Source organism: Sphingomonas sp. GC_Shp_6 (assembly GCF_026540835.1).
Classification (GTDB): domain Bacteria; phylum Pseudomonadota; class Alphaproteobacteria; order Sphingomonadales; family Sphingomonadaceae; genus Sphingomonas.
This window is the reverse complement of record NZ_JALNUO010000009.1, coordinates 41,656-67,677: the sequence shown is the minus strand read 5'-3', so window position 1 is coordinate 67,677 and position 26,022 is coordinate 41,656. Positions and strand designations below refer to the sequence as shown.

31 protein-coding genes are annotated in these 26,022 nt (G+C 68.1%); 6 read left to right on the top strand and 25 right to left on the bottom strand.

What is annotated here, in order from left to right; translation table 11 throughout:
- Window positions 1–3: 3 nt before the first annotated feature.
- The 8 genes from tatC to argS are packed head-to-tail and all read right to left on the bottom strand — an operon-like array spanning window position 4 to window position 6,249.
- The gene (gene tatC / locus OXQ95_RS11895; RefSeq protein ID WP_242096800.1) at window positions 4–771 is read right to left on the bottom strand and encodes a twin-arginine translocase subunit TatC; all 768 of its coding nucleotides are present in this window, start codon (window positions 769–771) and stop codon (window positions 4–6) included.
- Window positions 768–1,148 carry a Sec-independent protein translocase protein TatB gene (gene tatB, locus OXQ95_RS11890; RefSeq protein ID WP_267381704.1) on the bottom strand — a complete coding sequence of 127 codons (381 nt, stop codon included), beginning with the start codon at window positions 1,146–1,148 and terminating at the stop codon, window positions 768–770. The genes tatC and tatB overlap by 4 nt, the downstream gene beginning before the upstream one ends.
- Window positions 1,149–1,181: 33 nt before the next feature.
- A complete protein-coding gene (locus OXQ95_RS11885; protein WP_242096798.1) occupies window positions 1,182–1,421 on the bottom strand; it encodes a Sec-independent protein translocase subunit TatA in 240 nt (79 codons plus the stop codon).
- 28 nt (window positions 1,422–1,449) lie between these two features.
- On the bottom strand, window positions 1,450–2,013 hold the full coding sequence (gene scpB, locus OXQ95_RS11880) for an SMC-Scp complex subunit ScpB (RefSeq protein WP_242096797.1): 564 nt from the start codon (window positions 2,011–2,013) through the stop codon (window positions 1,450–1,452).
- Entirely contained in the window at window positions 2,010–2,738 is a 729-nt protein-coding gene (locus tag OXQ95_RS11875; protein WP_267381702.1) for a ScpA family protein, read from the bottom strand. Before OXQ95_RS11875 ends, scpB begins: the two co-directional genes overlap by 4 nt.
- 4 nt (window positions 2,739–2,742) lie before the next feature.
- Window positions 2,743–3,747: a glycoside hydrolase family 3 N-terminal domain-containing protein gene (locus OXQ95_RS11870; RefSeq protein ID WP_267381701.1), complete on the bottom strand. Its 1,005-nt coding sequence runs from the start codon at window positions 3,745–3,747 to the stop codon at window positions 2,743–2,745.
- 52 nt (window positions 3,748–3,799) lie between these two features.
- Complete coding sequence (locus OXQ95_RS11865) at window positions 3,800–4,525, bottom strand: SPOR domain-containing protein (protein ID WP_267381700.1); 726 nt, start codon at window positions 4,523–4,525, stop codon at window positions 3,800–3,802.
- Window positions 4,525–6,249: an arginine--tRNA ligase gene (gene argS, locus OXQ95_RS11860; protein WP_267381699.1), complete on the bottom strand. Its 1,725-nt coding sequence runs from the start codon at window positions 6,247–6,249 to the stop codon at window positions 4,525–4,527. The genes OXQ95_RS11865 and argS overlap by 1 nt, the downstream gene beginning before the upstream one ends.
- A gap of 190 nt (window positions 6,250–6,439) precedes the next feature.
- Here argS and OXQ95_RS11855 point away from each other — a divergent pair, with 190 nt between their 5' ends.
- The gene (locus tag OXQ95_RS11855; protein WP_267381698.1) at window positions 6,440–6,739 is read left to right on the top strand and encodes a hypothetical protein; all 300 of its coding nucleotides are present in this window, start codon (window positions 6,440–6,442) and stop codon (window positions 6,737–6,739) included.
- An 18-nt stretch (window positions 6,740–6,757) separates the two neighbouring features.
- On the opposite strand, the gene OXQ95_RS11850 is transcribed toward OXQ95_RS11855, so the two are convergent.
- From OXQ95_RS11850 to OXQ95_RS11800, 11 genes are all read right to left on the bottom strand, one after another.
- Entirely contained in the window at window positions 6,758–7,921 is a 1,164-nt protein-coding gene (locus OXQ95_RS11850) for a deoxyguanosinetriphosphate triphosphohydrolase (protein ID WP_242096791.1), read from the bottom strand.
- The gene (locus tag OXQ95_RS11845; protein ID WP_267381697.1) at window positions 7,918–9,852 is read right to left on the bottom strand and encodes an SPOR domain-containing protein; all 1,935 of its coding nucleotides are present in this window, start codon (window positions 9,850–9,852) and stop codon (window positions 7,918–7,920) included. Before OXQ95_RS11845 ends, OXQ95_RS11850 begins: the two co-directional genes overlap by 4 nt.
- A gap of 98 nt (window positions 9,853–9,950) precedes the next feature.
- A complete protein-coding gene (locus tag OXQ95_RS11840) occupies window positions 9,951–10,271 on the bottom strand; it encodes an SMR family transporter (protein ID WP_242096789.1) in 321 nt (106 codons plus the stop codon).
- Between the two features lie 41 nt (window positions 10,272–10,312).
- Window positions 10,313–10,870, bottom strand: coding sequence for a hypothetical protein (locus tag OXQ95_RS11835; RefSeq protein ID WP_242096788.1), 558 nt, complete (start codon window positions 10,868–10,870; stop codon window positions 10,313–10,315).
- On the bottom strand, window positions 10,863–11,357 hold the full coding sequence (locus tag OXQ95_RS11830) for an ATPase (protein ID WP_267381696.1): 495 nt from the start codon (window positions 11,355–11,357) through the stop codon (window positions 10,863–10,865). The genes OXQ95_RS11835 and OXQ95_RS11830 overlap by 8 nt, the downstream gene beginning before the upstream one ends.
- A gap of 19 nt (window positions 11,358–11,376) precedes the next feature.
- On the bottom strand, window positions 11,377–11,589 hold the full coding sequence (locus OXQ95_RS11825; protein WP_010164404.1) for a F0F1 ATP synthase subunit C: 213 nt from the start codon (window positions 11,587–11,589) through the stop codon (window positions 11,377–11,379).
- 62 nt (window positions 11,590–11,651) lie between these two features.
- Complete coding sequence (locus OXQ95_RS11820; protein ID WP_242096786.1) at window positions 11,652–12,437, bottom strand: F0F1 ATP synthase subunit A; 786 nt, start codon at window positions 12,435–12,437, stop codon at window positions 11,652–11,654.
- Window positions 12,438–12,464: 27 nt separating this feature from the next.
- Window positions 12,465–12,749, bottom strand: coding sequence for an AtpZ/AtpI family protein (locus tag OXQ95_RS11815; RefSeq protein WP_242096785.1), 285 nt, complete (start codon window positions 12,747–12,749; stop codon window positions 12,465–12,467).
- Window positions 12,750–12,916: 167 nt separating this feature from the next.
- Complete coding sequence (locus OXQ95_RS11810; protein ID WP_242097051.1) at window positions 12,917–13,285, bottom strand: YdbL family protein; 369 nt, start codon at window positions 13,283–13,285, stop codon at window positions 12,917–12,919.
- Window positions 13,286–13,293: 8 nt separating this feature from the next.
- On the bottom strand, window positions 13,294–13,461 hold the full coding sequence (locus tag OXQ95_RS11805) for a YnbE family lipoprotein (protein WP_267381695.1): 168 nt from the start codon (window positions 13,459–13,461) through the stop codon (window positions 13,294–13,296).
- A gap of 62 nt (window positions 13,462–13,523) precedes the next feature.
- Window positions 13,524–16,595 carry a YdbH domain-containing protein gene (locus OXQ95_RS11800; RefSeq protein ID WP_267381694.1) on the bottom strand — a complete coding sequence of 1,024 codons (3,072 nt, stop codon included), beginning with the start codon at window positions 16,593–16,595 and terminating at the stop codon, window positions 13,524–13,526.
- 145 nt (window positions 16,596–16,740) lie between these two features.
- Here OXQ95_RS11800 and radC point away from each other — a divergent pair, with 145 nt between their 5' ends.
- Entirely contained in the window at window positions 16,741–17,433 is a 693-nt protein-coding gene (gene radC / locus OXQ95_RS11795; RefSeq protein ID WP_267381693.1) for a DNA repair protein RadC, read from the top strand.
- 55 nt (window positions 17,434–17,488) lie between these two features.
- Here the strand turns inward: radC and OXQ95_RS11790 are convergent, their stop codons facing one another.
- Entirely contained in the window at window positions 17,489–17,911 is a 423-nt protein-coding gene (locus OXQ95_RS11790) for an EF-hand domain-containing protein (RefSeq protein WP_267381692.1), read from the bottom strand.
- Window positions 17,912–18,117: 206 nt separating this feature from the next.
- Here OXQ95_RS11790 and purB point away from each other — a divergent pair, with 206 nt between their 5' ends.
- Together purB and OXQ95_RS11780 are read left to right on the top strand one after the other, a co-directional pair.
- Entirely contained in the window at window positions 18,118–19,428 is a 1,311-nt protein-coding gene (gene purB, locus OXQ95_RS11785) for an adenylosuccinate lyase (RefSeq protein WP_267381691.1), read from the top strand.
- 25 nt (window positions 19,429–19,453) lie between these two features.
- Window positions 19,454–19,627: a hypothetical protein gene (locus OXQ95_RS11780; RefSeq protein WP_267381690.1), complete on the top strand. Its 174-nt coding sequence runs from the start codon at window positions 19,454–19,456 to the stop codon at window positions 19,625–19,627.
- A 53-nt stretch (window positions 19,628–19,680) separates the two neighbouring features.
- On the opposite strand, the gene OXQ95_RS11775 is transcribed toward OXQ95_RS11780, so the two are convergent.
- From OXQ95_RS11775 to dnaK, 3 genes are all read right to left on the bottom strand, one after another.
- A complete protein-coding gene (locus tag OXQ95_RS11775) occupies window positions 19,681–20,121 on the bottom strand; it encodes a hypothetical protein (RefSeq protein WP_267381689.1) in 441 nt (146 codons plus the stop codon).
- A gap of 41 nt (window positions 20,122–20,162) precedes the next feature.
- A complete protein-coding gene (dnaJ, locus tag OXQ95_RS11770; protein ID WP_242096778.1) occupies window positions 20,163–21,284 on the bottom strand; it encodes a molecular chaperone DnaJ in 1,122 nt (373 codons plus the stop codon).
- Window positions 21,285–21,358: 74 nt separating this feature from the next.
- Window positions 21,359–23,254, bottom strand: a complete 1,896-nt coding sequence (dnaK, locus tag OXQ95_RS11765; RefSeq protein ID WP_267381688.1) for a molecular chaperone DnaK — start codon at window positions 23,252–23,254, stop codon at window positions 21,359–21,361.
- Window positions 23,255–23,423: 169 nt separating this feature from the next.
- On the opposite strand from dnaK, the gene OXQ95_RS11760 reads away from it, so the two are divergent.
- Together OXQ95_RS11760 and OXQ95_RS11755 are read left to right on the top strand one after the other, a co-directional pair.
- The gene (locus tag OXQ95_RS11760; RefSeq protein ID WP_267381687.1) at window positions 23,424–23,861 is read left to right on the top strand and encodes a copper chaperone PCu(A)C; all 438 of its coding nucleotides are present in this window, start codon (window positions 23,424–23,426) and stop codon (window positions 23,859–23,861) included.
- The gene (locus tag OXQ95_RS11755; protein WP_267381686.1) at window positions 23,858–24,310 is read left to right on the top strand and encodes a vgr related protein; all 453 of its coding nucleotides are present in this window, start codon (window positions 23,858–23,860) and stop codon (window positions 24,308–24,310) included. The genes OXQ95_RS11760 and OXQ95_RS11755 overlap by 4 nt, the downstream gene beginning before the upstream one ends.
- A gap of 4 nt (window positions 24,311–24,314) precedes the next feature.
- Here OXQ95_RS11755 and aac(6') read toward each other — a convergent pair whose 3' ends face one another.
- Window positions 24,315–24,761 (bottom strand): aminoglycoside 6'-N-acetyltransferase, encoded by a 447-nt coding sequence (gene aac(6') / locus OXQ95_RS11750; RefSeq protein WP_267381685.1) that lies wholly within the window; start codon window positions 24,759–24,761, stop codon window positions 24,315–24,317.
- The gene (locus tag OXQ95_RS11745; RefSeq protein WP_267381684.1) at window positions 24,758–25,984 is read right to left on the bottom strand and encodes a threonine synthase; all 1,227 of its coding nucleotides are present in this window, start codon (window positions 25,982–25,984) and stop codon (window positions 24,758–24,760) included. Before OXQ95_RS11745 ends, aac(6') begins: the two co-directional genes overlap by 4 nt.
- Between the last annotated feature and the right edge of the window lie 38 nt (window positions 25,985–26,022).

The following is a 26,022-nucleotide window of genomic DNA, read 5'->3' as shown; positions in this document are numbered from 1 at the left end:
GGTTCAGGCGGAGACTACGTCCTTGGCCGCATCCTTGGCGCGTTTGCGCTCGGTGAACCAGATGCCGATCAGCGCGGCCTCGTAGAGAATGATGAGCGGCACCGCGAGCAGCACCTGGCTCATCAGATCGGGCGGCGTGAGCACCGCGGCGATCGCGACCGACGCCACGATCGCATAGCGCCGCGCGCCCACCAGTTGCTTGCGCGTGACGATCCCAGCGCGCTCCAGCAGCATCAGCAACACCGGCAGCAGGAACGCCAGACCGAAACCGAAGAGAAATTGCTGGATGAACGACAGGTAATTGCCGATCGCCGGGAGCGCCTGTTGTGTCACGCCACCGACGCTGCCCTGGAAGCCGAGCAGATAGTGAAGCGCCATCGGCACCGCGACGAAATAGGCGAGCGCCGCCCCCGACAGGAACAGCACCGGCGTCGCGAAGATGAACGGCAGAAGCGCCCGGCGCTCCTTGCGATAAAGGCCCGGCGCCACGAACTGCCACAGTTGGTTGGCGATCACCGGAAACGACAGCATCATCGCCGCGAAGAACGCGACCTTCACCTGAACGAAAAACGCCTCGAAGATCTGGGTGTAGATCACCGTATTCTGACCCGCGGCCTTCAGCGGGTGAAGCAAAAAGCCGAAGATCTCGCGTGAGAAATAGAGCGAGGCGCAAAAGGTAACCGCGATGGCCGCCGTACAATACAGCAGGCGCCGGCGCAGTTCGATGAGGTGATCGAGCAGCGGGGCCCGGCTGTCGTCGATCTCGCTCATGACGGCGCCCCGTCGGGATGCGGCGCGGGAGATCCGGGCGCCGCTGCGACGATCGCCGGCTTTTCGACATGGACGGGAACGTCGCTGTGATCGACGATGCCGTGATCCGTCATCGCCGGCTCAGCCACCGCGACGTCGGACGCCGGATGCTCGCGCATGATCCGCTCGTTCTCGGCCGCCCAGCGCTTCTCCATGTCGGCAAGCTCCGCCTCCCGCACCATCTCGTCGAAGCCGGACCGGAACTGGCGGGCGACGCCACGCGCCTTGCCCACCCAGTGGCCGAGGAACCGCATCGCCTTGGGCAGGTCCTTGGGCCCAATCACGATCAGCGCGACGAACGCCACCAGCATGAACTCGGATGGAGCGATATCGAACATCTCAGCCTTCCCCGCCGACCGCTGCGCGCCGGATCAAGGGCGATCGTCGCGGACGCGGTTGCCATCGCGATCGAACGCGGGATCGGCCGATTTCTTGGCTTCGATCCGGGCAGCGGGCTTGGTTTCGTCGTCGTCATGCTCCGACATGCCCTTCTTGAAGTTCTTCACGCCCTTGGCCACGTCTCCCATCAAATTGGAGAAACGGCCGCCGCCGAGCAGAAGGATCGCCACGACGGCGAGGACGAGCAGGTGGATGGGGCTGAAACCGCCCATGACAATTCTCCCGAAACTTCAAGTCTATCTAGTCCTCCTCGCGCGTCTTTTCCACCTCCAACGCCAGATCGACCGGATCGAGCAAACCGGCGGCGCGCAGATCCTCCATCCCCGGCAGATCGCGGCGCGAGGCCAGCCCGAAATGCGCCAGAAAATGCGGCGTGGTCGCATAGACGAGCGGCCGTCCCGGCACCTCGCGGCGGCCCGCCGGGCGCACCCACCCTGCCTCCATCAGCACGTCCAGCGTGCCCTTGGCCACCGCCACGCCGCGGATCGCCTCGATCTCGGCGCGCGTAACCGGCTCGTGATAGGCCACGATCGCCAGCGTCTCGACCCCGGCGCGGCTCAGGCGGCGCGGCTCCTCGCGATCGCGGCGCAGCAGATGCGCCAGATCGGGCGCGGTCTGGAAATGCCAGCGCTCGCCGCGACATACGAGATTTACCCCCCGCCCCGCGTAATGCGCCGCCAGTGCCAGCAGCGGCGCACGCACGTCGACGCCAACATGCGCGCGGATCGCATCGGCGGTCATCGGCTCGGTCGCGGCGAACAGCACCGCCTCGACCGCGCGCTCGGCATCACCCGGCGACGTCATGCGCCCGCCTTGAGATAGAGTGGCGCGAACGGCTCGGCCTGGCGCAACGTCACGCGGCCCTGTCGCGCGAGTTCGAGCGCGGCTAGAAAACTCGACGCCAGCGCCGATCGCCGCAGCCCATCGGTGCCGTCCGGAAGAAAGCGCTCGATCCGCTGCCAGTCGATCTGGACGCCCAGCAGCGCGACGAGCCGTTCGAGCGCAGTCTCCAGCGTCATCACCTGGCGATCGGCGACGACGTGGAACACCGGCCGGGTGCGCGCCGCGACCCGCCCATAAGCGGTGGCAAGGTCGAAAAAGCCGACCTGCCATGCCGCAGTCTTCACGTTGTGCAGTCCTTCGGGCGCACCGCGCGCGAACACGTCGCGACCGAGCCGATCGCGCGCCATCAGCCGCGCCCCAGCGTCGCGCATCGCATCGAGCCGCTCGAGCCGGAGCTGAAGCCGCAGCGCGAGTTCGTCCGGATCGGGCTCGACCGCCGGATCGCGCGGCAGCAGCAGCGCGGACTTGAGATAGGCGAGCCACGCCGCCATGACGAGGTAGTCGGCGGCGAGTTCCAGTTGCAACGCCCGCGCGCGCTCCATGAAGCCGAGATATTGCTCCACCAGCGCCAGGATCGAGATCGCGCGCAGATCGACCTTCTGCCCGCGGGCAAGCGCCAGCAGCAGGTCGAGCGGCCCTTCCCAGCCATCCAGATCCAGCGTCAGCCTGTCGTCGGTGGCCGCCATGGCGCTAGGGTACGAGCGCCAGCAGTGCGTCGCGCTTGGCGATCTGTTCGGCGAAATCGCCCCGGCCTACGCCGACGCTCGCCATCGCGCGCGTCAGGCGCTCGCGCGACCGATCGGCGATCTCGCCCAGCCGATCGGCGATCGCGACCATCTCGTCCATCCGCGCCCAGCAATCGAGCACGATGTCGCAACCCGCCGCGATCGCCCCTGCCGCCTTGTCCGCGGCCGATCCGCTCAGCGCCTTCATGTCGATATCGTCGGTCATCAACAGCCCGTCGAACCCGATCCGCCCGCGGATGATGTCGGCGATCACGGTCGGCGACAGCGTGGCGGGGCGATCGGCGTCCCAAGCCTCGAAGACGATGTGCGAGGTCATGCCCATAGGTGCTTGATTGAGCGTGTGAAACGGCGCCAAATCCACCGCTAGTTCGGCGTCGGATGCGGTCACGGTCGGCAGCGCATAATGGCTGTCGACCCGCGCCCGGCCGTGCCCCGGCATATGCTTCACCACGCCCACCACGCCGCCGGCCGCCAGTCCCTCCAGCGTCGCCCGCCCCATCGCCGCCACGCGCATCGGCTCGCGGCCATAGGCGCGCGTGGCGATCGCGTCGGTCGTGTCCGGCTGGCCGACATCCAGCAGCGGCAGGCAATCGACGCTGATCCCCACTTCGCTCAGCATCAGCCCTAGCGCATGGGCGTTGGCGCGCGCCGCCTCGATGCCCGACATCGGCGCGATCTCGTACAACGCATCGAATCGGGGGCCCGCAGGAAAGGCCGGCCATTCGGGCGGCCCCATGCGTGCGACGCGGCCCCCCTCCTGGTCGATCAGGATCGGCAGATCGTCGCGGCCCGCGAGCGCACGCAGCGAGTCGGTCAGCGCGCGAAGCTGCGCGCGCGTTTCGACGTTGCGGCGGAACAGAATATAGCCCGCCGGCTCCGCCTCGGCGAAAAAGCCGCGCTCGTCGGCGGTGAGGACGGGGCCGGACAGGCCGAAGATGACGGGCTTCATGCCCATCGTCTATCGCGCCGGCGAACGCCCCGCCACCTCTTCCGCGTGCCGGTCAGCTCGCAACGAAGCAGCTTTCGCCCGCCACGCGGAGCCGCCCGCAGATATCCGCCGCCGCGTTCGCGCTGCCGGCGTTGACGCGCAGCCGGTAGAGCGTGCGCCCGCCGGTGGCGACCGGCTGCACCGACTTGCCGAGCGAGGCGACATAGCCGAACCGCTTCGACACCGTCGTCCAGGCGGCGTTCGCCGCTGCCTCGCTCGGATAGGCGCCGAGCTGGACGAGCGAACCGCCGCCACCCGCACCGGCCGCGGGCGGACGCACCACCGTGACGGGTGCGGCGGCGACGAGGCGACTGTGCGATTCGGGCACTTGCGACACCGCGTTGCGGCCGCCCTCGGCCACGGCGGTGGGCTTGGCGGCGGGGCGGTGCGTTGCCACCGGCGCCTCGGGTACGGCCTTCAGGTCGATCGCGCCGTTGCCCGCGCCCTTGCCCGCGCTGGTGGCGATCGCCGACTGGCCCTCGCCCTCCACCTTCAGCCCGCCGGGATCGTCGGGCTTTACCTTGTAATCGCCCTCCTGCGCCGCGATCAGCTCGCCATTGCCGTTCACCGGATGGCGCTGCAGCCGGTAGATGCCGAAGACGATCCCAGCGAGCACGACGAGGCCCAGGATCACCAGACCGACGACGCGGCCGATCGGCGGCCCGGCGTGATCGTCCGGCTCGACGGTTTCGAGCCAGGGCAGCCGGTCCTCCTCGCGCAGGTGCATGTCCTCGGCCATCACTTCATCTCCGACACCGCCTCGACGCCCATGATCGAGAGTCCGTTACGGATAATCTGTCCGACGGCCGACGCCAAGAACAGACGCGCACGCGTGGCCTCGGGATCCTCGACGACGAGGAAGCGACGGTCGGGCCGATCGTTCCCGACATTCCACAGCGCGTGAAAGGCGGCAGCTAAGTCGTATAGATAGAACGCTATTCTGTGCGGCTCGCGCGCATTGGCCGCGGTCTCCACGATGCGCGGGAACTGCGCCGCCAGCTTCACCAGCGCCAGCTCTTCCGTATCAAGCCGGGACAGGTCGGGCGCGCCGTCGGCGATCCCCGCCTCGGCGGCGCGGCGGTGGAGCGATGCGATCCGGGCGTGCGCGTAATTGACGTAGAAGACCGGATTGTCCTTCGACGCCTCGACCACCTTGGCGAAATCGAAGTCCATCTGCGCATCGGATCGCCGCGTCAGCATGGTAAAGCGCACCACGTCCTTGCCGACCTCATTCACCACATCGGCCAACGTCACGAAATTGCCCGCGCGCTTCGACATCTTGACCGGTTCGCCGCCGCGGAGCAGGCGGACCATCTGCACGAGCTTGACGTCGAGCGGCGTGCGCCCCTCGGTCAGCGCCTCGACCGCGGCGACGATCCGCTTGACCGTGCCGCCATGATCCGCGCCCCAGATGTCGATCAGCGCATCGGCACGTTCCGCCTTCTGGAAATGATAGGCGAGGTCCGCCCCGAAATAGGTCCATTGCCCGTTGGACTTCTTGATCGGGCGATCCTGATCGTCGCCGAAGCGCGTCGAGCGGAACAGCGGCAGCTCGACCGGCTCCCAGTCGTCGGGCGTTTCGCCCTTCGGCGCTTCGAGCACGCCGTCATAGACGAGCCCGCGCGCGCGCAGCACGGCTTCGGCCGCCTCGGGCTTGCGCGCGGCCTGCAGTGCGGCCTCCGATGCGAAGGTCTCGTGATGGATGCCGAGCAGCGCGAGATCGGCGCGGATCAGGTTCATCATCGCCGCCACCGCGCGCGTGCGGAACAGCGCGAGCCACTCGCCCTCGTTCTCGCCCACGAACCGATCGCCGAATTCCGCGGCGAGCGCCTGGCCCAGGGGCACGAGATAGTCGCCGGGATAGAGGCCTTCGGGGATCGTCACCGTCTCGCCCAGCGCCTCGCGGTAGCGAAGATGGACCGAGCGGGCGAGGACGTCCACCTGCCCGCCGGCATCGTTCACATAATATTCGCGGATCACGCGATTACCGGCGAACTCCAGCAGGTTCGCCAGCGCATCGCCCACCACCGCGCCGCGGCAATGGCCCATGTGCATCGGCCCGGTCGGGTTGGCGGAGACATATTCGATGTTGACGGTCTGCCCGCCCCCGACGTTCGAGCGGCCGTAATCGGCGGCGGCATCGGTGATGGCGGCGAGTTCGGCCCGCCAACTATCGTCGGTGAGGACGAGATTGATGAAGCCCGGTCCGGCAACGCTGACGCTCGCCACCTCGTCCAGCTTGCCGAGTTCGGCCGCCAAAGCTTCGGCAAGCGCGCGCGGGTTCGCCTTCGCGGGCTTGGCCAGCACCATCGCGGCGTTGGTGGCGAGGTCGCCATGGGTGGCGTCGCGCGGCGGCTCGACCGTGACGTTCCGGCGCGCGATATCGGCGGGCAGCGCCCCCGCGGTCACGAGCGTGTCGAGCGCCGCATCGATGTGCGCGGCGAAACGGGTGTAGAGCGTCATGCGAATTCCAGGCTGGCTAGGATGCGTGCGCCCTAGCCCAAGCGCCACCGCTACTCAAATCATGCGCTCACGCGATTGCACCGAATGCACGCAGCGAAGATGGGTTTGCATTTGCAACTGATGCTGCATCGCAATAATTTCCTAGCCCAAGGTTCCGGTGCGGAACGTCCCTCCTGCGAAAGACACGATCATGCGCAAGACCCTCGCGATCCTCGCCACTGCCGCTGCCGCGCTCACCTCGACGATCGGCATGGCGCATGCGCCCGAGGGCCAGCAGCGCTTCACCCGCGACGGCCAGACCTATGTCTATACCGCGGCCAAGGGCACCGGCGCGATGCAGGTGATCGATGGCCGCAGCTCGACGGGCAGCACCTTCCACCTGGTCGTGCGCGGCGATCGCGTCAGCGGCACGGCTGGCGGCATGCCCGTCTCGTTCCGCCTCGCCGATGTGCAGAGCAGCGCCGCGGGCGTCGAGATCTCGGCACGCTGAGCGAATCTGGGCCGGTCGTCAAAAGCCTTCGGGCAGATCGATCGGCCCCACCACCCGGCGATAGGCGGTAATCGCATAGCGGTCCGTCATGCCGGCGATGAAATCGGCGATGTGGCGGCTGCGGCCGGGTTCGTCCTCGGGCAGCCGGTCGCGCCACTCCTCCGACAGCGCATCCGGATCGCCCTGATAGGCGGCGAACAGCCCGGCGACGATGCCGTGCGCCGCCTCAGCCGCTGCCAGTTGCACCGGATGGTGGTAAAGATTGGCGTACATGAAGCGTTTGAGGTCGCGCTCCTCGCGCCGCATCGCGTCCGAAAAACCGACCAGACATTCGCCGGCGGCACGCACGTCGGCCACGTCGCCGACGCCGCTCCGCGCGATCCGCGACCGGGTTTCGGCGATCAGATCGTTGGCCATCAGGCCGATCTGCCCGCGCACCAATTCGCTGGCGAGGCGCTTCGGCGCCACTTCGGGAAAGCGCGCGCACGCCGCGTCCCATCCGCGCGCGACGATGGGCACGGCCAACAATTGATCCAGCGTCAGCAGGCCCGCGCGCAGACCGTCGTCGATATCGTGATTGTCATAGGCGATATCGTCCGCGATCGCCGCCACCTGCGCCTCCAGGCTCGGCCAGCTCGTCAGGTCGAGCGGATAGTCCGCATCGGCTTCGGCCAGCGCCCATCCCGGATGGCGGATCGGCCCATTATGCTTGGCCAACCCCTCCAGCGCCTCCCAACTGAGATTGAGCCCGTCGAACCGCGGATAGGGCCGCTCGATCCGCGTCAGCGTTCGCAGCGTATGGCCGTTGTGATCGAACCCGCCAGCGTCCGCCAGCGCCGCCTTGAGCGCATCCTCGCCGGCATGGCCGAAGGGCGGGTGGCCGATATCGTGCGCCAGGCACAGCGCCTCGGTCAGATCCTCGTTCAACCCGAGTGCGCGCGCGATCGTCCGGCCGATCTGCGCCACCTCCAGGCTGTGAGTGAGCCGCACGCGGAAATGGTCGCCATCGGGCGCCATGAACACCTGCGTCTTGTGCCGCAGCCGGCGGAAGCTGATCGAGTGGATGATCCGGTCGCGATCGCGCTGGAACGAGTCGCGCGGGCCCCTGGTCCCGTTCTGTTCCTCGTGAAGCCGTCCTTTGCTGCGCGCCGGGTCCGAAGCCCAGGGCGCGTGGCCGCTCACTTGGGCAGCTTGACGACGGGCTGCCCCGCCTCGCTGGTGAAGGTGAAGGCGGAGACGCCCTTCTTCTTCAGATCGTTGACGAAATCGCGCGCTTCATCGGACGTCTTGAACGGCCCGGCCAGCACGCGGTTCGTCGCGCGCAGGGGCGTGCTCCAGCCGCCGCGGCTGCCGAAGATGTCGGGCGCCTTGGCCTTGGCCGATTTCCACGCCTTGGGCAGATCGTCCTCGTTGGCACCGCCGGCGACCTGAACCCAGATGCGCTCGGGATTGGCGCGCTCCAGCTTGCGCTGCTCGGCGGCTTCCTTGGCGGCTTCCGCCTTTTCTTCAGCGGCGGCCTTCTTGGCGGCGAGCGCCTTCTTGTCGGCAGCGGCCTTGCGGTCGGCGGCCTTTTTGTCGAGCGCGGCCTTGCGCTCCGCGGCGACGCGTTCGGCGGCCACCTTCTCGGCCTCGGCTTGCGCGGCGAGCCGCTCGGTGTCGTCGGCGGCGGCTACCGCAACCGGTGCGGCGGCACCCGGCCGCGGCGGCGCGGCGGCGTCGAGTTCGGCCGCCGGGATCGACAGCCCCGCGATGATCCGAGCCAGAATCGTGTCTTCGCTCGCGCGCGCGACGTGGTGGACGGGCGGCGTCACTGTCGGAGAGACGGAACGCACCGGCGCTGCCGCCACGCTCGAGAAGCCGGGCGTCGGCAGCGGCACCGCGACCTCCGATGCCGGCGTCGGCGACACCGATGGCGAAGCCGTGGCGATCGCCACGGGCGCCACGGGCGCCACGGGAATCGCCGGTTGGCTGGCCACCACCACCGACAACGGCTTGACGGGCTGGAATGGGACCGGCTGGATCCGTGCGACGACGGGCGCCGTGGTCACGGGCGCACGATAGGGCTGAACCGCCGGGACGGTCGCCTGCGGAAGCCGCTGCACCACTGCGCGCGGCGGCGCCATCGCCGTGCTCGCGAGCACCACGCCGTTCTGGCCGCGATAGGCCGGTGGCGGCGGGAGCACCGGAGTCGTCGCGGTGGCGATCGCAACCGGTTGTGCTTCACGCTCGCGTTTCGAGCGGCGATCCTTTTTCGGCTTTACGGGCTGGAGCACGGGCTGCGCACTTTGCGCCGCCACCTGCACCACGGGTTCGGGCGCCAATGGCCCCGCGGCCGGTGCCATCCGCGCGTCCGCGATCCGCTCCGCGCTCGCCCGCACCTCGCCGAAATGGACCGCGAAGGCGCGATCGACCACCGAGAGCGTCGGCAGCCGCTGGAAAAACGGCAACAGCCCCTGCGCCATGCCCGGCGGCATCATCGTCGTCGCAATATGTTCGGCGCCCGCCTGATCGCCGCCCATCGCCAGGATGAACGCGCGCGATCGCCACGCCGCACGGTCGTTTTTGCGCAACAGCGGCTCGATCACGGCGATCGCCTGGTCGCGCTTGCCCGCGATCCCCAGCGACAGCGCGTAGCGGCGCACGGTCTCGTCGTCCTGTGGATCGGCTTTCAGCGCGATCCGATATTGCTGCTGCGCGCGCGGCTGATCGCCGACGAGATCATAGGCCAGCCCGCGATCCGCCGCGAAGCCGCGCACGTCGCCGCCATAGCTTTCCGCCTGCGCGAAATAGCGCAAAGCCTCGCCCGGCCGCTCGGAGCGGACCATCAGCGCGCCCTCGCCCGCCTTCACCCGCGGGTTGCGCGGATCGACCTTGTCGCCGCGCGCGAAGAACCCCGCCGCTGCGGTGAGATCGTCGAGCTTCAGCGACAATTCGCCGGCCGTCGCCAGCGTGTTCACGTCCTGCGGGCTGACCGCCAGCTGGCGCATCGTGTCGGCCAGCCGATCGGCGTCCGTGCGCGCCGGCAGCGGCTGGACCATGGCTTGTGCCCCGGCAACGGTCGGCGTGGCGGCCAGCGCGAGCGCCAACGCGATCAGGGATGAGGATGGTGGCATCGGAAGCCCGTCCTAGACCCGAGTGCGGGGAAAGCGGCAATGACCCTGCCGCCGGTCTGCGGCCAAGTGAGACGCAGCGACGACGAGTGGCGACCTGCTCAGCCCTGCGCGAACAGCTTGGTGCCGATGATGCCCAGCACGGTGAGCGCCATGAAGCCGCCTTGCACCGGACTCACCCGCTCGCCGAACAGGATGACGCCGCCGACGATCACGCCGATCGCGCCCGATCCGGTCCACATCGCATAGGCGGTGCCCGCCGGCAGCCCACGCATGGCGAGCGCGAGCAGGCCCATGGTGACGAAGCTGATGAGGATGGGGGCGCTCGCGGCTTGCCACGTGCCCAGCATCGCCGCCCATTTCAGGCTGAGCGCCCAGGCCACTTCGGAGATGACGGCCATGCCGAGGAACAGCCAGGGCATGATCGATCCTTATCCGCACCCGGCTCCGCAGAACCGGAGCGTCAGTTGGGACGGCCGAGACCGGCGATCGCCCGATCGACCAGCACGCGGTCGCTGTCGGCGCCATGCGCCTGCGCGATCAGCGTCGCCGCGGCCCGCGCGGCGGCATCGGCCGCGGTGGTGCGCACCTCTTCGAGCGCCGAACGCTCGGCCGCAGCGATCTTGTCTTCCGCCATCTGGCCACGGCGTGCGATCAGATCATTGGCGTCGGCTTCCGCCTTGGCGATCAGCGCCTTGGCCTCGGCCTCGGCATGGGCGACGATCGACGCCGCATCGCCGGCACTCGCCGCATCGCGCGCCTTGGCCGCGACCAGCATCGCCTCCGCTTCGGCCCGCAGGCGCGAAGCCTCGTCGAGTTGCGCGCGAATTGTGGCGATCTTGGCATCGAGCATGCCCGCGATCATGCCCGGCACGCGCTTCCAGATGATGATGGCGATGACCACCAGCATGGAAAGCGCGACGAAGCCCGCTGCGGTGATGCCGAAGGCGGACGGTTCGGTGTGGAGTTCCACGGTGCCCCTCGTCGTAGCCAGCGTGACCGGGTGGTTCGCCTCAGCCATGCGCCAATTCCGCCTTCACCTGATGCTCGGCGGCGGCACGATCGACCGTCACGCCCGCCAATTTGGCGACGATCGCCTCGACCGCGTCGACCGTCATCGTCTCGATCTCGCCCAGCGCCTGGCGCTTGGTGTCGCCGATCCGCGCGGTCGCGGCATCGAGCCGGTCGGCGATCTCGGCGTCGCTCGCCTTCATGCGCACCTCGAGCGAGGCGGTCGCCACATGCTGGGCATCGGCGACCTTATGCATCGCGGTCGACCGCGCCGCGTCGAGGCCCGATTCATAGGCCTCGTCCGCCGCACGCGCCGCCGCACGCGCCGCTTCCGCCGCAGCGAGGTCGCCCGCGATCCGGGCGGAACGATCGTCGATCGTCCGCTCGATCCTGGGCACCATCGCCTTGCCGATCCCGAAATAGATCAGCCCGAATACGATCGCGAGCCAGAACAGCTGCGAGGCGTAGATCGCACCGATTTGGGATAGCTGCGGCATGGAAGCGCTCGCCCTTCGCTTACTTGACGACGAAGAGGATGAGGATCGCGACGACGAACGCGATCAGGCCGAGCAGCTCCGAAGCCGCGAAGCCGATGAACAGGCGGCCCTGCTGGCCGTCCGCGGCACCCGGGTTGCGCAGCGCGCCCTCGAGGAACGAGCCGAAGACGTTGCCCACGCCGAGCGCGGCCAGGCCAACGCCGATCGCCGCGAGGCCGGCACCGATGTACATTGCACCAAGATCAGTCATGTCGAAACTCCTGTTGAAACCGAATGGATATTGAAAACCGCGACCTAGTGCAGATGCACCGCGTCGTTGAGATAAAGCGAGGTGAGCAGCGCGAACACATAGGCCTGGATCGCACAGACGAGCAGCTCCAGCGCCGACACGCCGACGATCATCACGAAGCTGAGCACGCTGACGACGGGCCCGAGCGTGCCACCGGCGTTGAAACCCTGCACCACGAAACTGCCGAACACCTCGAGCAGGATATGCCCCGCCGTCATCGCGACGAACAGACGCAGGCCGAGGCTGAACGGGCGCACCATGAACGACACGAATTCGACGGGGATGATGATCGGCATCAGCCACGCCGGCGCGCCGTGCGGCACGAACAGCGAGAAGAATTTGAGGCCGTGCCGCGCGAAGCCGACGATCAGCACGATCGCGAACGACACGAACGCCAGCACCGCGGTGACCGTGATGTGGCTGGTGACCGCGAAGGTATGGAGGTGCGGCAGGATCGCGAGCGGCAGCACGCCGATGAAATTGGCGAACAGGATGAAGAAGAAGAGCGAGAAGATATAAGGCGCGAACGCCTTGCCCTCGGGCCCGATGTTCACGCGCATCATGTCGTCGATGAAGCCCACCGCGCCCTCGACCATCACCTGCCAGCGGCCGGGAATGAGCTGGCGCTTGAGGCCGCCCGAGACGAAGACCGCGAGCAGCACGAACACCACGACCATGAACAGCGCGGAGTTGGTGAACGACAGGTCGAACCCGCCGATCATCAGGTGCCGGCCGAGCACGGGCTCGACCTGGAACTGCTCCATGGGATCGATCTTACCGGCCACGGCCATGTCCTCGTACTGTGCAGGGAGCCGCGATCATTCGGCGCGCTCCTTCGAGATGCGGTAGATGTTGCGGAACGCCACGACGAAGCTGAGCACGACCAGCACCAGCAGGCACCAGGGCGAGGTGCCCAGCCACCGGTCCAGCGCCCAGCCGATCACCCCGCCACCAATGGGCGCGCCGATCAGCTCGGCGAGCACGCGCGAGCCTTGCGAATAGCCCTTCGCCGGCCGCTTCGGACCGCCGTCACGCACCGCGCCACCCGCACGCGCCTGCGCGATACGGTGGTCAAGGTCGTCGATCTGGCGGTCGTCGGCCAACAAAGCATCCCGATAAGAAAACGTCGCCAGCCTTGCGGATGGCGACGGACACGCGCGGCGAAGGCCAGGCCCTCCCGCTGCATGGCCCGTTTAGAAAAGGGGTGGGATCAAGTCAACCGGGGCGGCGGCCCGTCGGCGCCGCCCCGCAATGCTGGCCGCGCAGGACGTTACACGCAGCGCGAATCGCGCTCCGGCGCGGCGGCGGTGCGCGTCTTCCACACGCCATCGGGGGTGCGGTATTTCTCGCCCGGCGCGGTCTGCGCGATCAGGTTGCAGCCGCTGGTGAAGGCGAGCTGCTCCACCGTGGCGCCGGTCGCGGTGGCCTTTTGCGTATAGGCCGCCTTGCGCTGGATATTGATGTTGTTGACCAGCGCGCGATATTCGCCGCTGCCCGCGCCGACGAGGCCGAGATAGCCGTCGGGCTGCTCACCCACCTGCCCGCTCGCGCGTGCGGCGGCATAGGCCGGGTCGCGCTGTGCCGAGGCGATGCCGCACAGGCCCGCGATGCCGAGTGTCGCCGCGGTGATGATCGTCATGGTCTTCATCAGAAAATCCCCGGATTCTGCTGGATCAGCGATTTCGCCTGGCCGTCCAGACGGTACACCACTTCCTGCGTGACGTTGATGTTCAGATTGATGACGATCGGCTTGTCCGGCGCCGATACGTTGACGCAGCCCGTCAGCATCGCCGGTGCCGCCAGCGCGATCGTCATTCCATCCCGCATCCTGCGCACGAAGGTCGTGGTCCCCGGCTCCATCGTCAATCCTGTTTCGGTCATGGCACGATCCTGCTTGCGGGGGGCTGAACGATGGGCGCGGGTGCGGGCGGCGCGGCGCGCTTGTCCTGTTCTTCGAGCAACTGCGGCAGGTTGCGCTGCACCAGCCGCTTGGGATCGTAGAAGGACTGTGCCGAATCGAGCAGCCCGCGAAACGGTGCCTTGATCCGGATGTTGAACACGAACGGCAGCCGCTGCAGCCGCCGGATGAGGAAATTGGATTTCGCCCCCTGCCCCTGGCTGATCCCGGCGAACCGCACCTCCGTCACCATCTCGCCCGCCAGCGGCCCGTTCAGCGCAATCTCCAAGCTGCGATAGCGCAGTGATTTAAGCGCCTGGAATGCGATATTGCCCCAGGTGCCGAGATCCTTCTGGCTGATCTCGCCGACATAGGCGAGCGTGCCGCCGCCGTCGCGCACCTTGAGCGCGCCACCCTCGATCCGGCCGCCGCTCGCATCGAAGATCATTGGCAGCACCCCGTCGAACACGCCGCTCGCGTCGAGATTCTTGAAATCGAACTGCTGGAGGAACTGGTCGGCCGCGACATGCGCGACGTGGAAGGTCATGCGCCGTTCGCCCGCCTGCGCGAAATCGAGCAAGGTAGGGTCGAGCCGCAGCGTGCCGCCGGCAAAGGGCCATGCCGCGCCCTCCACCTGCACGCGCGCACCTGGCAGCGTCTGGTAGCGGATGATGCCGTCGCTCACCGGTATGCCGGGGTTGATCGTCTTCACCGTGGCCATCTGCCCCGGTGCGCTCTGGAGCGCGAGCAGGTCGGTGAAGTGAATCGTCCCCGCGATCCCCGTGACCGGGCCGACCGCGGCGGCGAGATCGATCGCGCCGGTGTGGAAGTCGCCGCCGCTCGTCACGCCGCGCGGATCCCAGGCGATCTGCGCGGCGCCGTCGATGGTGCCGCGCACATCGGCGATCACACCGAGCGTCAGCGGGGTGAGCCGATCGGGCTGGAAACCGGGGGTGAAGGCAAGGGCCGCCACCCGCAGATCGGCATGGCCTGCCCCGCTGCCCAGCGCATGGACGATCGTGACGTCGGCGACCCGGACACCGCTCGCCGGTTCGTGGAGGCTTGCGTTCGCGGTGATCGCGCCGCCGGCGAGCGTGAAGGCGACGGATTCCGCGCGCAACGGCTTGAACCGCGCGGGCGTCTGCGTGTCGCTCACCGCCAGCCGCCCGCCGAGCGTGAGACGCCCCTCCGCCAAACGCCAATCGCCCGCGGCGTCGGAGAGGACGAGCGGCACCGTGCCGATCCGCCCGCCCGCGCCCGCGAACGTCCCGCCTGCCATGCCGCCCGCGAAGCGCCCGGCGAGCCGCCCGACATCGATGCGCGTCGCGCGATCGGCGGCGCCGATGCTTGCCGCCACCGTCGTCAGCGTAAAGCCGCTTCGGTCGATGCCGCCCCCCGCGGCCGTCAGCGTGAGCGGCGTGCGGCCGAGCGTGCCGTCGAGAGCCACCGGCCCGGTGCGTACCGCCACCGAGACGCCAGCGGCCGTGGCGCGCAGCAACGCGGGTCCTGTGGGACACAGCGTGATCCGCGATGGCGCAAGCACGAGGCCGGACAGCGCCAGCCGCGCGAACGCCACCGGCGTACAGGCCGGGTTGACCAGAAGGCCGCCGTTCCAGCGCAGATCGAGCGGCACGGCCAGCCCCTCCACCCGGCCATCGCCCAGCGGCCCCGACAGCGTCGCGCGAGTGACGATCCGAACGGCACCGCCCGCCATCCCGATGCGCACCGGCGCCAGCGCCAGCCGCGCCGCGCCCGCCGTGTAGGGCTGGATGACCACGTTCGCCACGATTCCGCTCGCGCCCGAGGCGATGGTCGCCACCCCGTCGGGAAGGCTGCCGCCGCCGATCCGGGCGTGAGCCCGGCCAAGCGTGAATTGGATTCCATCATAGCCGATCCCGCTGCCTGCAAGCGCGACCCGCGCCCCCGAGGCGGCGTTCAGCGCCACCTGCGACACGCCGACGTGCGGCGTGCCACCCGCGGTCGTGGCGGCGAGCGTCGCGTCGAGATCGAAGCGCTTGCCCGCCGCGACCGCCGCTGCCGTCAGCCGGTTGAGCAGCGGTCCCACCGGCGTTCCGGCGGCGCGTCCCGCGATCCGGGCGATCGGCGCGAGACGATCGGGCGCCATGGCGATGCCATGGCCACCCGCCTGGCCATCATAGCGGACGGCGCCGCCGGCCACGGCATAGCGGCCCGCCAGCGTGAGCGCCGCGCCCGCGACGCCGCGGCTCGTGAAGCCGCCGCTGTGCGCCGCGATCGTGCCCGTGGTGCGGCGTGCGTCGCCGGCAAAGCCGATCTCGCCGGCGACGTCGCGCGTGGCAAGGCCGACGCTTCGGATTTGCGCGACATGGGCGCGTGCCTGGCCCTGCCAGCGGTCGAAGCCCGGCGTAAGCGTCACCGAGACGTCGGCCGCCGCTGTCCGCGCGCTCACCCCTTTGCAGGCGATCGACGCAAGCCTCACCGGCCCGGTGAGGGTGGGGCCGGCTTTCGCGACATGGATGGCCATCACCGCCGAGGCCCCCGCCCCCGAACAGCCGCCGGCGCGCAGTTCGTCGCTCGCCGCGGCGATGCTGCCACGAAAGCCGTTATCGAGCCGCCCGGCGCCCGAAATGCGCAGCCCGACGAGCCCGGACACCGTCTCCAGCCGAACGCGAAGGTCGGCGATCCGCGCGTCGATCGCCGGCAGCGCGGAAGGCTTGCCGGACGAGGCGGGAAGCAGCCGGTCGAGGCTGCCGAACGATAGACGGCCGTTCACCAGCCGCCCGCGGAGGCGCGCATGGCCGATCCGCAAACCCGCGAGTTCGGGTCCGGACAGGCTGATGCCGGTTTCGGTTTCGATCCAGTCGGCGACGAGATCGGGATGCGCGGGATCGCCGATGACGATGCCGGTCAGCCGCTGCCGCCCAAGACCCAGATCGGTGAGCGTGTAGCGCACGGGCACATGCCGCGCCGCGAAGGTGCGATCGATCACATGTTCGGCGATCGGCTTGCGCACACCCCACACCACCGCCAGCGCGATCGCGAGCAGCGCCGTGCCCCCCGCCAAGAGGCGCAACGGACGCGATCGGGCAGTTGGCGGCTCGTCGCGCGTGTCGCTCAACCCTGATACACTCCGCTACGCCGACCAGCCGCGATCATAGGCGCGGCCACCCGCCACTGGCAATTGCACGACGCGGACGGGCATCCTAACCTGCCGCCCGATGGCCGAGGACGATCCCCCGCCGCAGGACGGCATCGGCCACCGTGCCCGACTGCGCCAGCGGCTGTTCGAAGGCGGCGGCGACGCGCTGCTCGATCACGAACTCATCGAATATCTGCTCGCGCTTGCCATCCTGCGGCGCGACACCAAGCCGCTGGCCAAGGCGCTGCTGCGCGAGTTCGGCGGCATCGGCGGCGTGCTGATCGCGGACGGCGAAGCGCTGGCGCGAATCGACGGCATGGGCGAAACCTCGGTCGCCGCAATCAAGATCGCGCAGGCCGCCGCCATCCGCCTGCTTCGTGCCGAGGCGTTCGAGCGGCCCGTGCTCGCCAACTGGCAGGCGTTGCTCGATTATCTGCGCGCCGACATGGTGCATCACGGCGTCGAGCGCTTCCGCGTGCTCCACCTCAACACGCGCAACATGCTGATCCGCGACGAAGTGATGAGCCAAGGGACGCTCGACCAGACCGCGGTGCACGTCCGCGAGGTAATCCGCCGCGCGATCGACCTGAACGCCGCGGCGATCATCCTCGTTCACAATCACCCGAGCGGCGACCCGGCGCCCAGCCGCGCGGACATCCAGATCACGCGGCAGATCGAGAATGCCGGCAAAGCGCTCGGCATCGCGCTTCACGATCACATCATCGTCGGCACGAAGGGCCATGTGTCGATGCGGGCGCAGGGCCTGATCTGACACGGCGAAGGGGCCGTCCTCGCGGACGCCCCCCCTTACTTGCGACGTGTGTCGCTCACGATTTGCCCTTGTCGAGAAAGCCGGTGACCTCGGTCTTGCTCAGCACGCCGTTCTTGTCGGTATCGGCCTGCGCGAACGCGGCGGTCACCCAGGCCTTGGTCGCCGGGCTGGTCGCCTTGGTGGCGGGATCGCTCGCGGTCTTCAGCGTAACCATCCATTCGCCGAACTCGGCCTTGCTCAGCTTGCCGTCGCCATTTTTGTCATAGGTGGCGAATTGCTGGTCGACGGCGCTCGCGACCTGTTCGGTCGCCGGCGCCGGAGTGGCGGAGGCGGGATCGGCCGCTTGCGGTGCAGCATCGGCAGGGGTCGTGACAGGTGCCGTCTGCGGGGCGGCGGTTTGCGGAGCTGCCGGAACGGTCTGCGCCAATGTAGGGCCAGCAACGATCATGGCGCCGGCGACAATAAAGGGTTTCATCATCGTTTGTCTCCAATCATCATCGAACGCGAAACTCCAAGACATCCACAGGTGGTCCCCATGGACTTGAAGTCATCGAGCGTTCGTCATCGGATATAGGAAATCGCCGATCGATTTGTAGGGCGGCGAGCGGCCTGCTAACGGCTCGGTAACGCCCGCCCTCCTTGAGGCGCGGCGAACCGTGCCAATCCCGAGATCGAGAGCGCCCTATGGTCCCCCGCTATTCCCGCCCGCAGATGACCGCGATCTGGACGCCGGAAGCGCGTTTCCGCATCTGGTTCGAGATCGAGGCGCATGCGACCGAAGCGCTCGCCGAGTTGGGCGTCGTCCCAAAATCCGCCGCGACGGCCCTGTGGACCTGGTGGGCGACCGAACCGGCGATCGATGTCGCCGCGATCGACGCGATCGAGGCGGTCACCAAGCATGACGTGATCGCCTTTCTCACCTGGGTGGCCGAACAGGTGGGCGACGAAGCGCGCTTCATGCACCAGGGCATGACCTCGTCCGACGTGCTCGACACCTGCCTCGCGGTGCAGTTGGCGCAGGCGAGCGACCTGCTGATCGCCGATATCGACGCGCTGCTCGTCGTGCTCGAACGCCGCGCGCACGAGCATAAGTTGACGCCGACGATCGGCCGAAGTCACGGGATCCATGCCGAACCCGTCACCTTCGGCCTGAAAATGGCGCAGGCGCATGCCGAATTCGCCCGGAACCGTGCGCGGCTGGTGGCGGCGCGCGCCGATGTCGCGACCTGCGCGATCTCGGGTGCGGTGGGCACGTTTGCCAATATCGATCCACGCGTGGAGGAGCATGTCGCTGAAAAGATGGGCCTGTCGGTCGAGCCGGTGTCGACCCAGGTGATCCCGCGCGACCGCCACGCGATGTTCTTCGCCACGCTGGGCGTGATCGCCAGCTCTATCGAGCGGCTCGCGACCGAGATACGCCATCTCCAGCGCACCGAGGTGCTGGAGGCGGAGGAATATTTCTCGCCCGGCCAGAAGGGCTCGTCGGCGATGCCGCACAAACGCAACCCGGTGCTGACCGAAAATCTCACGGGCTTGGCCCGCATGGTGCGCGGCTATGTCACGCCAGCGCTCGAAAACGTCGCGCTATGGCATGAGCGCGACATCAGCCATTCGTCGGTGGAACGCTATATCGGGCCGGACGCCACGATCACGCTCGACTTCGCGCTCGCCCGCCTCACCGGCGTGATGGACAAACTCGTCGTCTACCCTGAGCGGATGGCGAAGAACCTGAACAAGATGGGCGGTCTCGTCCATTCGCAGCGCGTGCTGCTGGCGCTCACGCAGGCGGGGGTCAGCCGCGAGGACGCCTACCGTCTCGTGCAGCGCAACGCGATGAAGGTGTGGGATTCGGACGGTGCGTTGAGCCTGGAAGAGCTGCTCAAGGCCGATCCCGAAGTGACTGCCGCGCTTTCGGTGGACACGATCGGCGAGAAGTTCGATCTTGGCTATCATCTCCGCCATGTGGACACGATCTTCGCGCGGGTGTTCGGCTGACGTTCCACTTGCACTTTCTGCAACCATGATTGCGCGCAATAAAGTTGCGGGGATGCGCAATCAACATCATATCGCCCTTGCCGGATATTTCTCCGGCATCGGAGACCTTCCCATGCGCATGTTCGAAACCGTGACCAGCTCGATGCTGGTGATCGCGGCTCAGGCGCTGGTGGTCGGGGTGGTCATCGCCACCTTCTGATCCATCGGCCCCCGCCCCTTCACGAAGGGGCGGACAGGGCCGGGGGACCCTATTCAAGCGAACGAAACGCTGAGCCCATCGGGCTCGGGATCGGAGCGTCGGGCTTGCGATCGAACCCGCCGCCGGCGCCCGGCCGATCGCGTGAAATGTGCGACGGCGGTGCCCAGCCGCGCTGCGACGATCCGCCCGCGCAGGGTTGAGGCCACCAACACCACGGTCACCGCCATGTCGAGATAGGTCGCGATCTCGAAGCTGGTCAGCCAGATCGCCAGATCGGGCGTCGCCATGCCGAGAACGCTGATCGCGTCCCTCCCGCCCGCCCACATCGCGGCAGCGGCGATCGTGACGAGCAGGACCGCCAGTGCGACATGGCCGCGGCGCACCCGCGCGCACCACGAAGCAGGGCGCTCGACGAAAGCGGCGTGCAGGAGCCGCCCGGTCGGGGTATCGCCTGCAGCCACCATCGCCGCCCAGATCAACAGCAACGCGCCCATCCGCTTTCCCCCCGATCATGGTGGCGACGCCACCGGACGCCTCACTCCCCCGCGAACACGCCCTTCAGCTTGGCAAAGAAGCCCTGGCTGGCCGGGCATTCGTCCCCCGTCTCGGTTTCGCGGAACATCTCGAGCAGCTCCTTCTGGCGAAGCGACAGCTTCGTCGGCGTCTCGACGTCGATCTGGATCACGAGATCGCCATGACCGCGGCCCTGGAGCACCGGCATGCCGGCGCCGCGCTGGCGGATCTGCTTGCCCGACTGGATGCCCGCCGGGATCTTGATGTCGTGCTTGTGGCCGTCGAGCCCTGGAATGGCGATGCTGCCACCCAGCGACGCGGTGGTGAAGCTGATCGGCGCGCGCGCGAACAGCGTCGTGCCCTCTCGCTCGAACAGCGGATGCCGCGCGACATGCAGGAAGATGTAGAGGTCGCCCGCGGGTGCGCCACGCGGACCCGCCTCGCCCTCGCCCGTCAGCCGCACGCGCGTGCCCTCGTCCACACCGGGCGGCACGTTGACGCTCAGCGTCTTGGTCTTTTCGACCCGGCCCTCGCCGCGGCAATCGGGGCACGGATCGGCGATCACCTGGCCCGATCCCTGGCAGACCGCGCAGGCGCGCTCCACCACGAAGAATCCCTGTTGCGCGCGCACCTTGCCGTGGCCGCCGCAATGCGCGCAGGTCTTGGCGTGCGTGCCGGGGCGTGCGCCCGATCCGTCGCAGGTGTCGCACGGGGCGGAAACGTCAACCGTGATCTCGGTCGCCTTGCCGTGATAGGCCTCTTCGAGGCCGATCTCCATGTCGTAGCGCAGATCGGCGCCGCGGCGCTGCTGCTGGCGACCGCCGCCGCGCTGCCCGCCCATGAACTCGCCGAACACGCTTTCGAAGATATCGGAAAAGCCGCCACCGAAATCCTGGGCACCGCCGCCGCCGCCATTCTGGAACGCGGCATGGCCGTAACGATCATAGGCCGCGCGCTTCTGCGGGTCCTTCAGCACGTCATAGGCTTCGCTAACGGCCTTGAACTTGGATTCGCTGTCTTTGCATCCCGCGTTCTTGTCCGGATGGTATTTCATCGCGAGCTTGCGATAGGACGATTTGATCGTCCCGGCATCTGCGGTCCGCTCGCATTCGAGCAGTTCGTAATAGTCGATCGTGGTGCTCATACCGGGCCCTTGCCACAAGCCACCCCGTCACTCTCGCGGCTGCGGGAATGACGGGGGGTGTGCATCATCTACACTTACTTGTGGTCGTCGACTTCGGAGAACTCGGCGTCGACCACGTCCTCCTTGGGCGCTTCGCCTTCGGCCGCGGGGCCGGCATCCGCCTGCGCCTGCTTCTCGTAGATCGCCTGGCCGAGCTTCATCGCGACCTGCGCCAGCGCCTGCGCCTTGTCGTTCATCGCATCCGGGTCGCCACCCTCGACCGCCTTCTTGGCGTCGTCGATCGCCGACTGGATCTCGGACTTCAAGCTGTCGTCCACCTTGTCGCCATTGTCGGCAAGCTGGCGTTCGGTCGTGTGGATCAGGCTCTCGGCGTTGTTCTTCGCCTCGGCGCCCGCACGGCGCTTCTTGTCTTCCTCGGCGAACTGCTCGGCATCGCGCACCATCTGGTCGATGTCGCTGTCCGACAGGCCGCCCGAGGCCTGGATGCGAATCTGCTGCTCCTTGCCCGTGCCCTTGTCCTTCGCGGACACGCTGACCAAGCCGTTCGCGTCGATGTCGAACGTCACCTCGATCTGCGGCACGCCGCGCGGCGCCGGCGGGATGCCGACGAGATCAAACTGGCCGAGGATCTTGTTGTCCGCGGCCATTTCGCGCTCGCCCTGGAACACCCGGATCGTCACCGCGCCCTGGTTGTCGTCCGCGGTCGAATAGGTCTGCGACTTCTTCGTCGGGATCGTCGTGTTGCGATCGATCATCCGCGTGAACACGCCACCCAGCGTCTCAATACCGAGCGACAGCGGCGTCACGTCGAGCAGCAGCACGTCCTTCACGTCGCCCTGCAGCACGCCCGCCTGGATCGCGGCGCCCATGGCGACGACCTCGTCGGGATTCACGCCGGTGTGCGGCTCCTTGCCGAAAAAGTCCTTCACGACCTCACGCACGCGCGGCATGCGGGTCATGCCGCCGACGAGCACGACCTCGCTGATATCCGCCGCCTTCAGGCCGGCATCCGCCAGCGCCTTCTTGCAGGGATCGAGCGTGCGCTTGACGAGATCCTCGACCAGCTTTTCGAGATCGGCGCGGGTGATGGTGCGCACGAGATGCTTCGGGCCATTCTGATCGGCGGTGATGAAGGGCAGGTTCACCTCGGTCGACTGCGCCGAGCTGAGCTCGATCTTCGCCTTTTCCGCGGCCTCCTTCAGGCGCTGCAGCGCGAGCTTGTCCTTGGTGAGGTCGATGCCCTCGTCCTTCTGGAAGCCCTGCGCCAGATAATCGACGATCTTGTTGTCGAAATCCTCGCCACCGAGGAAGGTGTCGCCGTTGGTCGCCTTCACCTCGAACACGCCGTCGCCGATCTCCAGGATCGAGACGTCGAACGTGCCGCCGCCGAGGTCATAGACCGCGATCGTCTTGCCGTCCTGCTTCTCGAGACCATAGGCCAGCGCCGCAGCCGTCGGCTCGTTGATGATGCGCAGCACTTCGAGCCCTGCGATCTGGCCCGCGTCCTTGGTCGCCTGGCGCTGGGCGTCATTGAAGTATGCCGGCACGGTGATGACCGCCTGCGTGACCGTCTCGCCAAGATAGGACTCGGCGGTTTCCTTCATCTTCTGGAGCGTGAAGGCACTGATCTGCGACGGGCTGTAATCCTTGCCGCCCGCGCTCACCCACGCATCGCCATTTTGGCCGCGCACGATCTTGTAGGGCACCAGCTCGGTGTCCTTCTTGGTGACGGGATCGTCGAAGCGGCGGCCGATCAGGCGCTTCACCGCAAAGATCGTGTTGTCGCCGTTGGTGACGGCCTGGCGCTTGGCCGGCTGGCCGACCAGCCGCTCGCCATCCTTGGCGAAGGCGACGATCGACGGCGTCGTGCGCGCGCCTTCCGCATTCTCGATCACCTTGGGCTTGCCCGCTTCCATCACGGAAACGCAGCTGTTGGTGGTGCCCAGATCGATACCGATTACTTTAGCCATGAGTCTGTTTCAGCCCCTCGCAGATATTAAAACCATCACGGAACCGCGCCGTTACGGGCGCGCAACCGCTTGTCCGATGAGCGCGATATAGGTGGGCCCGCGCTTGCCGCAAGATTGCCGGGAACCTAGGATGCAACCAGTTTTCCGCCGATCGGGACGAGGTTTTGCCATGCGCCGTGCCATCCCCCTGTTCATCGCGCCGCTCGCGCTCACTGCCTGCAACCAGGCCAAGCCGCTTTATGTCGATCACGCCTGGGTGCGCCTGGCCGCGGTGCCGGGCCGGCCGGCCGCGGCCTATTTCACGGTTCATGGCGGCAAAGCCCCGGCCATGCTGATCGCGGTTTCGGCCGACACTGCGGTGCTGGCGCAGATGCACCGATCGATGCAGTCGGGCGGCGTGTCGGCGATGGCACCGATCGACCGGCTGCCGATCCCCGCACGATCGACCGTGCGCTTCGCGCCGGGCGGGCTCCATGTGATGCTCTCGGACGTCAATCCGGTCGTCAAGCCGGGCGGCACGATGCACCTCACCTTTTCCTTCGCCGACGGCACGCGCATCGAGCAGGATGCCGGCGTGATCGGCGCTGGCGCACCCGATCCCAAATGACGGTGCGCGCGCTGACCGAGGGCGAGGTGGCGCTCGCCCGCACGGTGTTCGGCAGCGCGATCGATTACGGCACCGTCACGCTGGTGCGGCGCAAATGGGCGTTCTTCCAGCCGCGCGACGTGGTGATGGCACCGCGCGGCCATATCCATTTCCACCCCGCCGGGACCGGCTGGTCCGACGATTTCTCCGCCGGCCATCTCGGCGCGCAGGGGCTGTTCGTCCACGAGATGACTCATGTTTGGCAGCATCAGCGCGGCGTCATGCTCCCGATCGCGCGCCATCCCTTCTGCCGCTATGATTACGCCTTCCGCCCCGGATGGCCGCTGCACCGCTACGGGATCGAGCAACAGGCGGAAATCGTCCGCCACGCCTTCCTGCTGCGGCGGGGCGCGACGGTGGCTGGCGCGCCGCCGATCGCGCAATATGAGAGCGTGCTGCCTTTCACGTAACCGATCAAAGCCACTTGCGGTAGAAGACCACACGCTCGCGTTCCTCGAAGCCGATCGCGCGGTGCAGCGCGTGACCCTCGGCATTCTCTTCGTCGGCATCGGAGCCGAGTTCGGTGCAGCCTCGACCGCGGCCCCAATCCTCCACCGCGCGGCCGAGCATGGCCGCGACGCCGCGCCGCCGATGGGCGGCGTCGACCGCGATCGCCTCAAGGAAGGCGACGGGCGAGGTGTCGCAGCCGTTGACCAAATCGCGCCGGATGCTCGCCTCCGCGAAGCCGAGAACGACATTGCCATCGACCGCGACGAAGGCGACGTGGTCCTCCCCCGCCGCCAACGCGTCGGCGATCTGACGGCACTGCTCGGCGATACCGTCGCCGGGCCAAAGCATGTCGCGAAGCATCGCCCAGCGCGCGACATGCGCCTCGGTCGCGCGAACGACCGTGATCGTCACAGCGTGTCGAAATCGATCGCTGCGTGGCGATCGAGCGACTGGTCCGCCGCGGGCATCGGGTATTTCAGGCCCGTCGCGCAGTTGAACAGCACGACGCGCTCGTCCTCGTCCACCTCGCCGGTGTTCAGCGCCTCGCGGTATGCGGCGAGCGTCGCGCCGCCCTCTGGGCAGAGCAACAGCCCGTCCTTCGTCGCACAATCGCTCACCGCCTTCAGGATCGCGGGGTCGCCGACGCCCAGCGCCTTGCCGCCACTTTCGCGCACCGCCCGCAGCATCAGGAAATCGCCGACCGCCCGGGGCACGCGGATGCCGGCGGCGACGGTATGCGCATCCTCCCAGCGCTCGGCATGCTCCACGCCCTCTTCGAACGCGCGGACGATCGGCGCGCAGCCGCTCGCCTGCACCGCATACATGCGCGGGCGCTTCGCGCTGATCCACCCCAACGCCTCCAGCTCGTCGAACGCCTTCCACATGCCGATCAGGCCGGTGCCGCCACCCGTTGGATAAAAGATGGCGTCGGGCAATTCCCAGCCGAACTGCGCGGCGAGTTCCAGCCCCATCGTCTTCTTGCCCTCGATCCGATAGGGCTCCTTCAGCGTCGAGAAGTCGAACCAGCGACCCTCCGCCGCGCCCTTGCCGACGATCGCACCGCAATCGTCGATCAGGCCGTTGACCCGCCAGACGCGCGCGCCCTGAACGGCGATCTCGCGCACGTTGATCTCGGGCGTGTCCGCCGGGCAGAAGACGATCGTCTCGATGCCGACGCGCGTCGCATAGGCGGCGAGCGCCGCGCCCGCATTGCCGTTGGTCGGCATGGCGATCCGGGTGACGCCCAGTTCCTTGGCCATCGCCACCGCCATGACGAGCCCGCGCGCCTTGAAGCTGCCGGTGGGCAGGCGCCCCTCGTCCTTCACGAGCACGTTGGGGCTGCCCGAGGATCGGGGAATGGGGATCAGCGGGGTCTCGATCTCGCCGAGGCTCACCACGTCCGCGGTGTCGCGCACCGGCAGCAGCTCCCGCCACCGCCACAGATCGGTCGCCCGCGCCTCCAGCGCATCGCGCGACAGACTTGCCGCGGCCGCCGCCAGATCATAGCGGACGAGCAACGGCCGCCCGGCGCGCGAGAGGCCGTGAAGCGTATCCGCCTCGTACCGCTCGCCTGTCAGCGAACATTCGAGATGCGTGACGAAGGTCGGGCGATCGGCAGTGAGATTGGCGTTCATGCGGCGTCCTTCATGCTCTTCGAGCTCCGCCCGAAGGC

Bases quoted from the DNA above. Each gene is read 5' to 3' on its own strand.
- tatC (WP_242096800.1), bottom strand. From the start codon at position 771: ATGAGCGAGATCGACGACAGCCGGGCCCCGCTGCTCGATCACCTCATC.
- tatB (WP_267381704.1), bottom strand. From the start codon at position 1,148: ATGTTCGATATCGCTCCATCCGAGTTCATGCTGGTGGCGTTCGTCGCG.
- OXQ95_RS11885 (WP_242096798.1), bottom strand. From the start codon at position 1,421: ATGGGCGGTTTCAGCCCCATCCACCTGCTCGTCCTCGCCGTCGTGGCG.
- scpB (WP_242096797.1), bottom strand. From the start codon at position 2,013: ATGACGTCGCCGGGTGATGCCGAGCGCGCGGTCGAGGCGGTGCTGTTC.
- OXQ95_RS11875 (WP_267381702.1), bottom strand. From the start codon at position 2,738: ATGGCGGCCACCGACGACAGGCTGACGCTGGATCTGGATGGCTGGGAA.
- OXQ95_RS11870 (WP_267381701.1), bottom strand. From the start codon at position 3,747: ATGAAGCCCGTCATCTTCGGCCTGTCCGGCCCCGTCCTCACCGCCGAC.
- OXQ95_RS11865 (WP_267381700.1), bottom strand. From the start codon at position 4,525: ATGGCCGAGGACATGCACCTGCGCGAGGAGGACCGGCTGCCCTGGCTC.
- argS (WP_267381699.1), bottom strand. From the start codon at position 6,249: ATGACGCTCTACACCCGTTTCGCCGCGCACATCGATGCGGCGCTCGAC.
- OXQ95_RS11855 (WP_267381698.1), top strand. From the start codon at position 6,440: ATGCGCAAGACCCTCGCGATCCTCGCCACTGCCGCTGCCGCGCTCACC.
- OXQ95_RS11845 (WP_267381697.1), bottom strand. From the start codon at position 9,852: ATGCCACCATCCTCATCCCTGATCGCGTTGGCGCTCGCGCTGGCCGCC.
- OXQ95_RS11840 (WP_242096789.1), bottom strand. From the start codon at position 10,271: ATGCCCTGGCTGTTCCTCGGCATGGCCGTCATCTCCGAAGTGGCCTGG.
- OXQ95_RS11835 (WP_242096788.1), bottom strand. From the start codon at position 10,870: ATGGCTGAGGCGAACCACCCGGTCACGCTGGCTACGACGAGGGGCACC.
- OXQ95_RS11830 (WP_267381696.1), bottom strand. From the start codon at position 11,357: ATGCCGCAGCTATCCCAAATCGGTGCGATCTACGCCTCGCAGCTGTTC.
- OXQ95_RS11825 (WP_010164404.1), bottom strand. From the start codon at position 11,589: ATGTACATCGGTGCCGGCCTCGCGGCGATCGGCGTTGGCCTGGCCGCG.
- OXQ95_RS11820 (WP_242096786.1), bottom strand. From the start codon at position 12,437: ATGGCCGTGGCCGGTAAGATCGATCCCATGGAGCAGTTCCAGGTCGAG.
- OXQ95_RS11810 (WP_242097051.1), bottom strand. From the start codon at position 13,285: ATGACGATCATCACCGCGGCGACACTCGGCATCGCGGGCCTGTGCGGC.
- OXQ95_RS11805 (WP_267381695.1), bottom strand. From the start codon at position 13,461: ATGACGATCGCGCTGGCGGCACCGGCGATGCTGACGGGCTGCGTCAAC.
- radC (WP_267381693.1), top strand. From the start codon at position 16,741: ATGGCCGAGGACGATCCCCCGCCGCAGGACGGCATCGGCCACCGTGCC.
- OXQ95_RS11790 (WP_267381692.1), bottom strand. From the start codon at position 17,911: ATGATGAAACCCTTTATTGTCGCCGGCGCCATGATCGTTGCTGGCCCT.
- purB (WP_267381691.1), top strand. From the start codon at position 18,118: ATGGTCCCCCGCTATTCCCGCCCGCAGATGACCGCGATCTGGACGCCG.
- OXQ95_RS11780 (WP_267381690.1), top strand. From the start codon at position 19,454: ATGATTGCGCGCAATAAAGTTGCGGGGATGCGCAATCAACATCATATC.
- OXQ95_RS11775 (WP_267381689.1), bottom strand. From the start codon at position 20,121: ATGGGCGCGTTGCTGTTGATCTGGGCGGCGATGGTGGCTGCAGGCGAT.
- dnaJ (WP_242096778.1), bottom strand. From the start codon at position 21,284: ATGAGCACCACGATCGACTATTACGAACTGCTCGAATGCGAGCGGACC.
- dnaK (WP_267381688.1), bottom strand. From the start codon at position 23,254: ATGGCTAAAGTAATCGGTATCGATCTGGGCACCACCAACAGCTGCGTT.
- OXQ95_RS11760 (WP_267381687.1), top strand. From the start codon at position 23,424: ATGCGCCGTGCCATCCCCCTGTTCATCGCGCCGCTCGCGCTCACTGCC.
- OXQ95_RS11755 (WP_267381686.1), top strand. From the start codon at position 23,858: ATGACGGTGCGCGCGCTGACCGAGGGCGAGGTGGCGCTCGCCCGCACG.
- OXQ95_RS11745 (WP_267381684.1), bottom strand. From the start codon at position 25,984: ATGAACGCCAATCTCACTGCCGATCGCCCGACCTTCGTCACGCATCTC.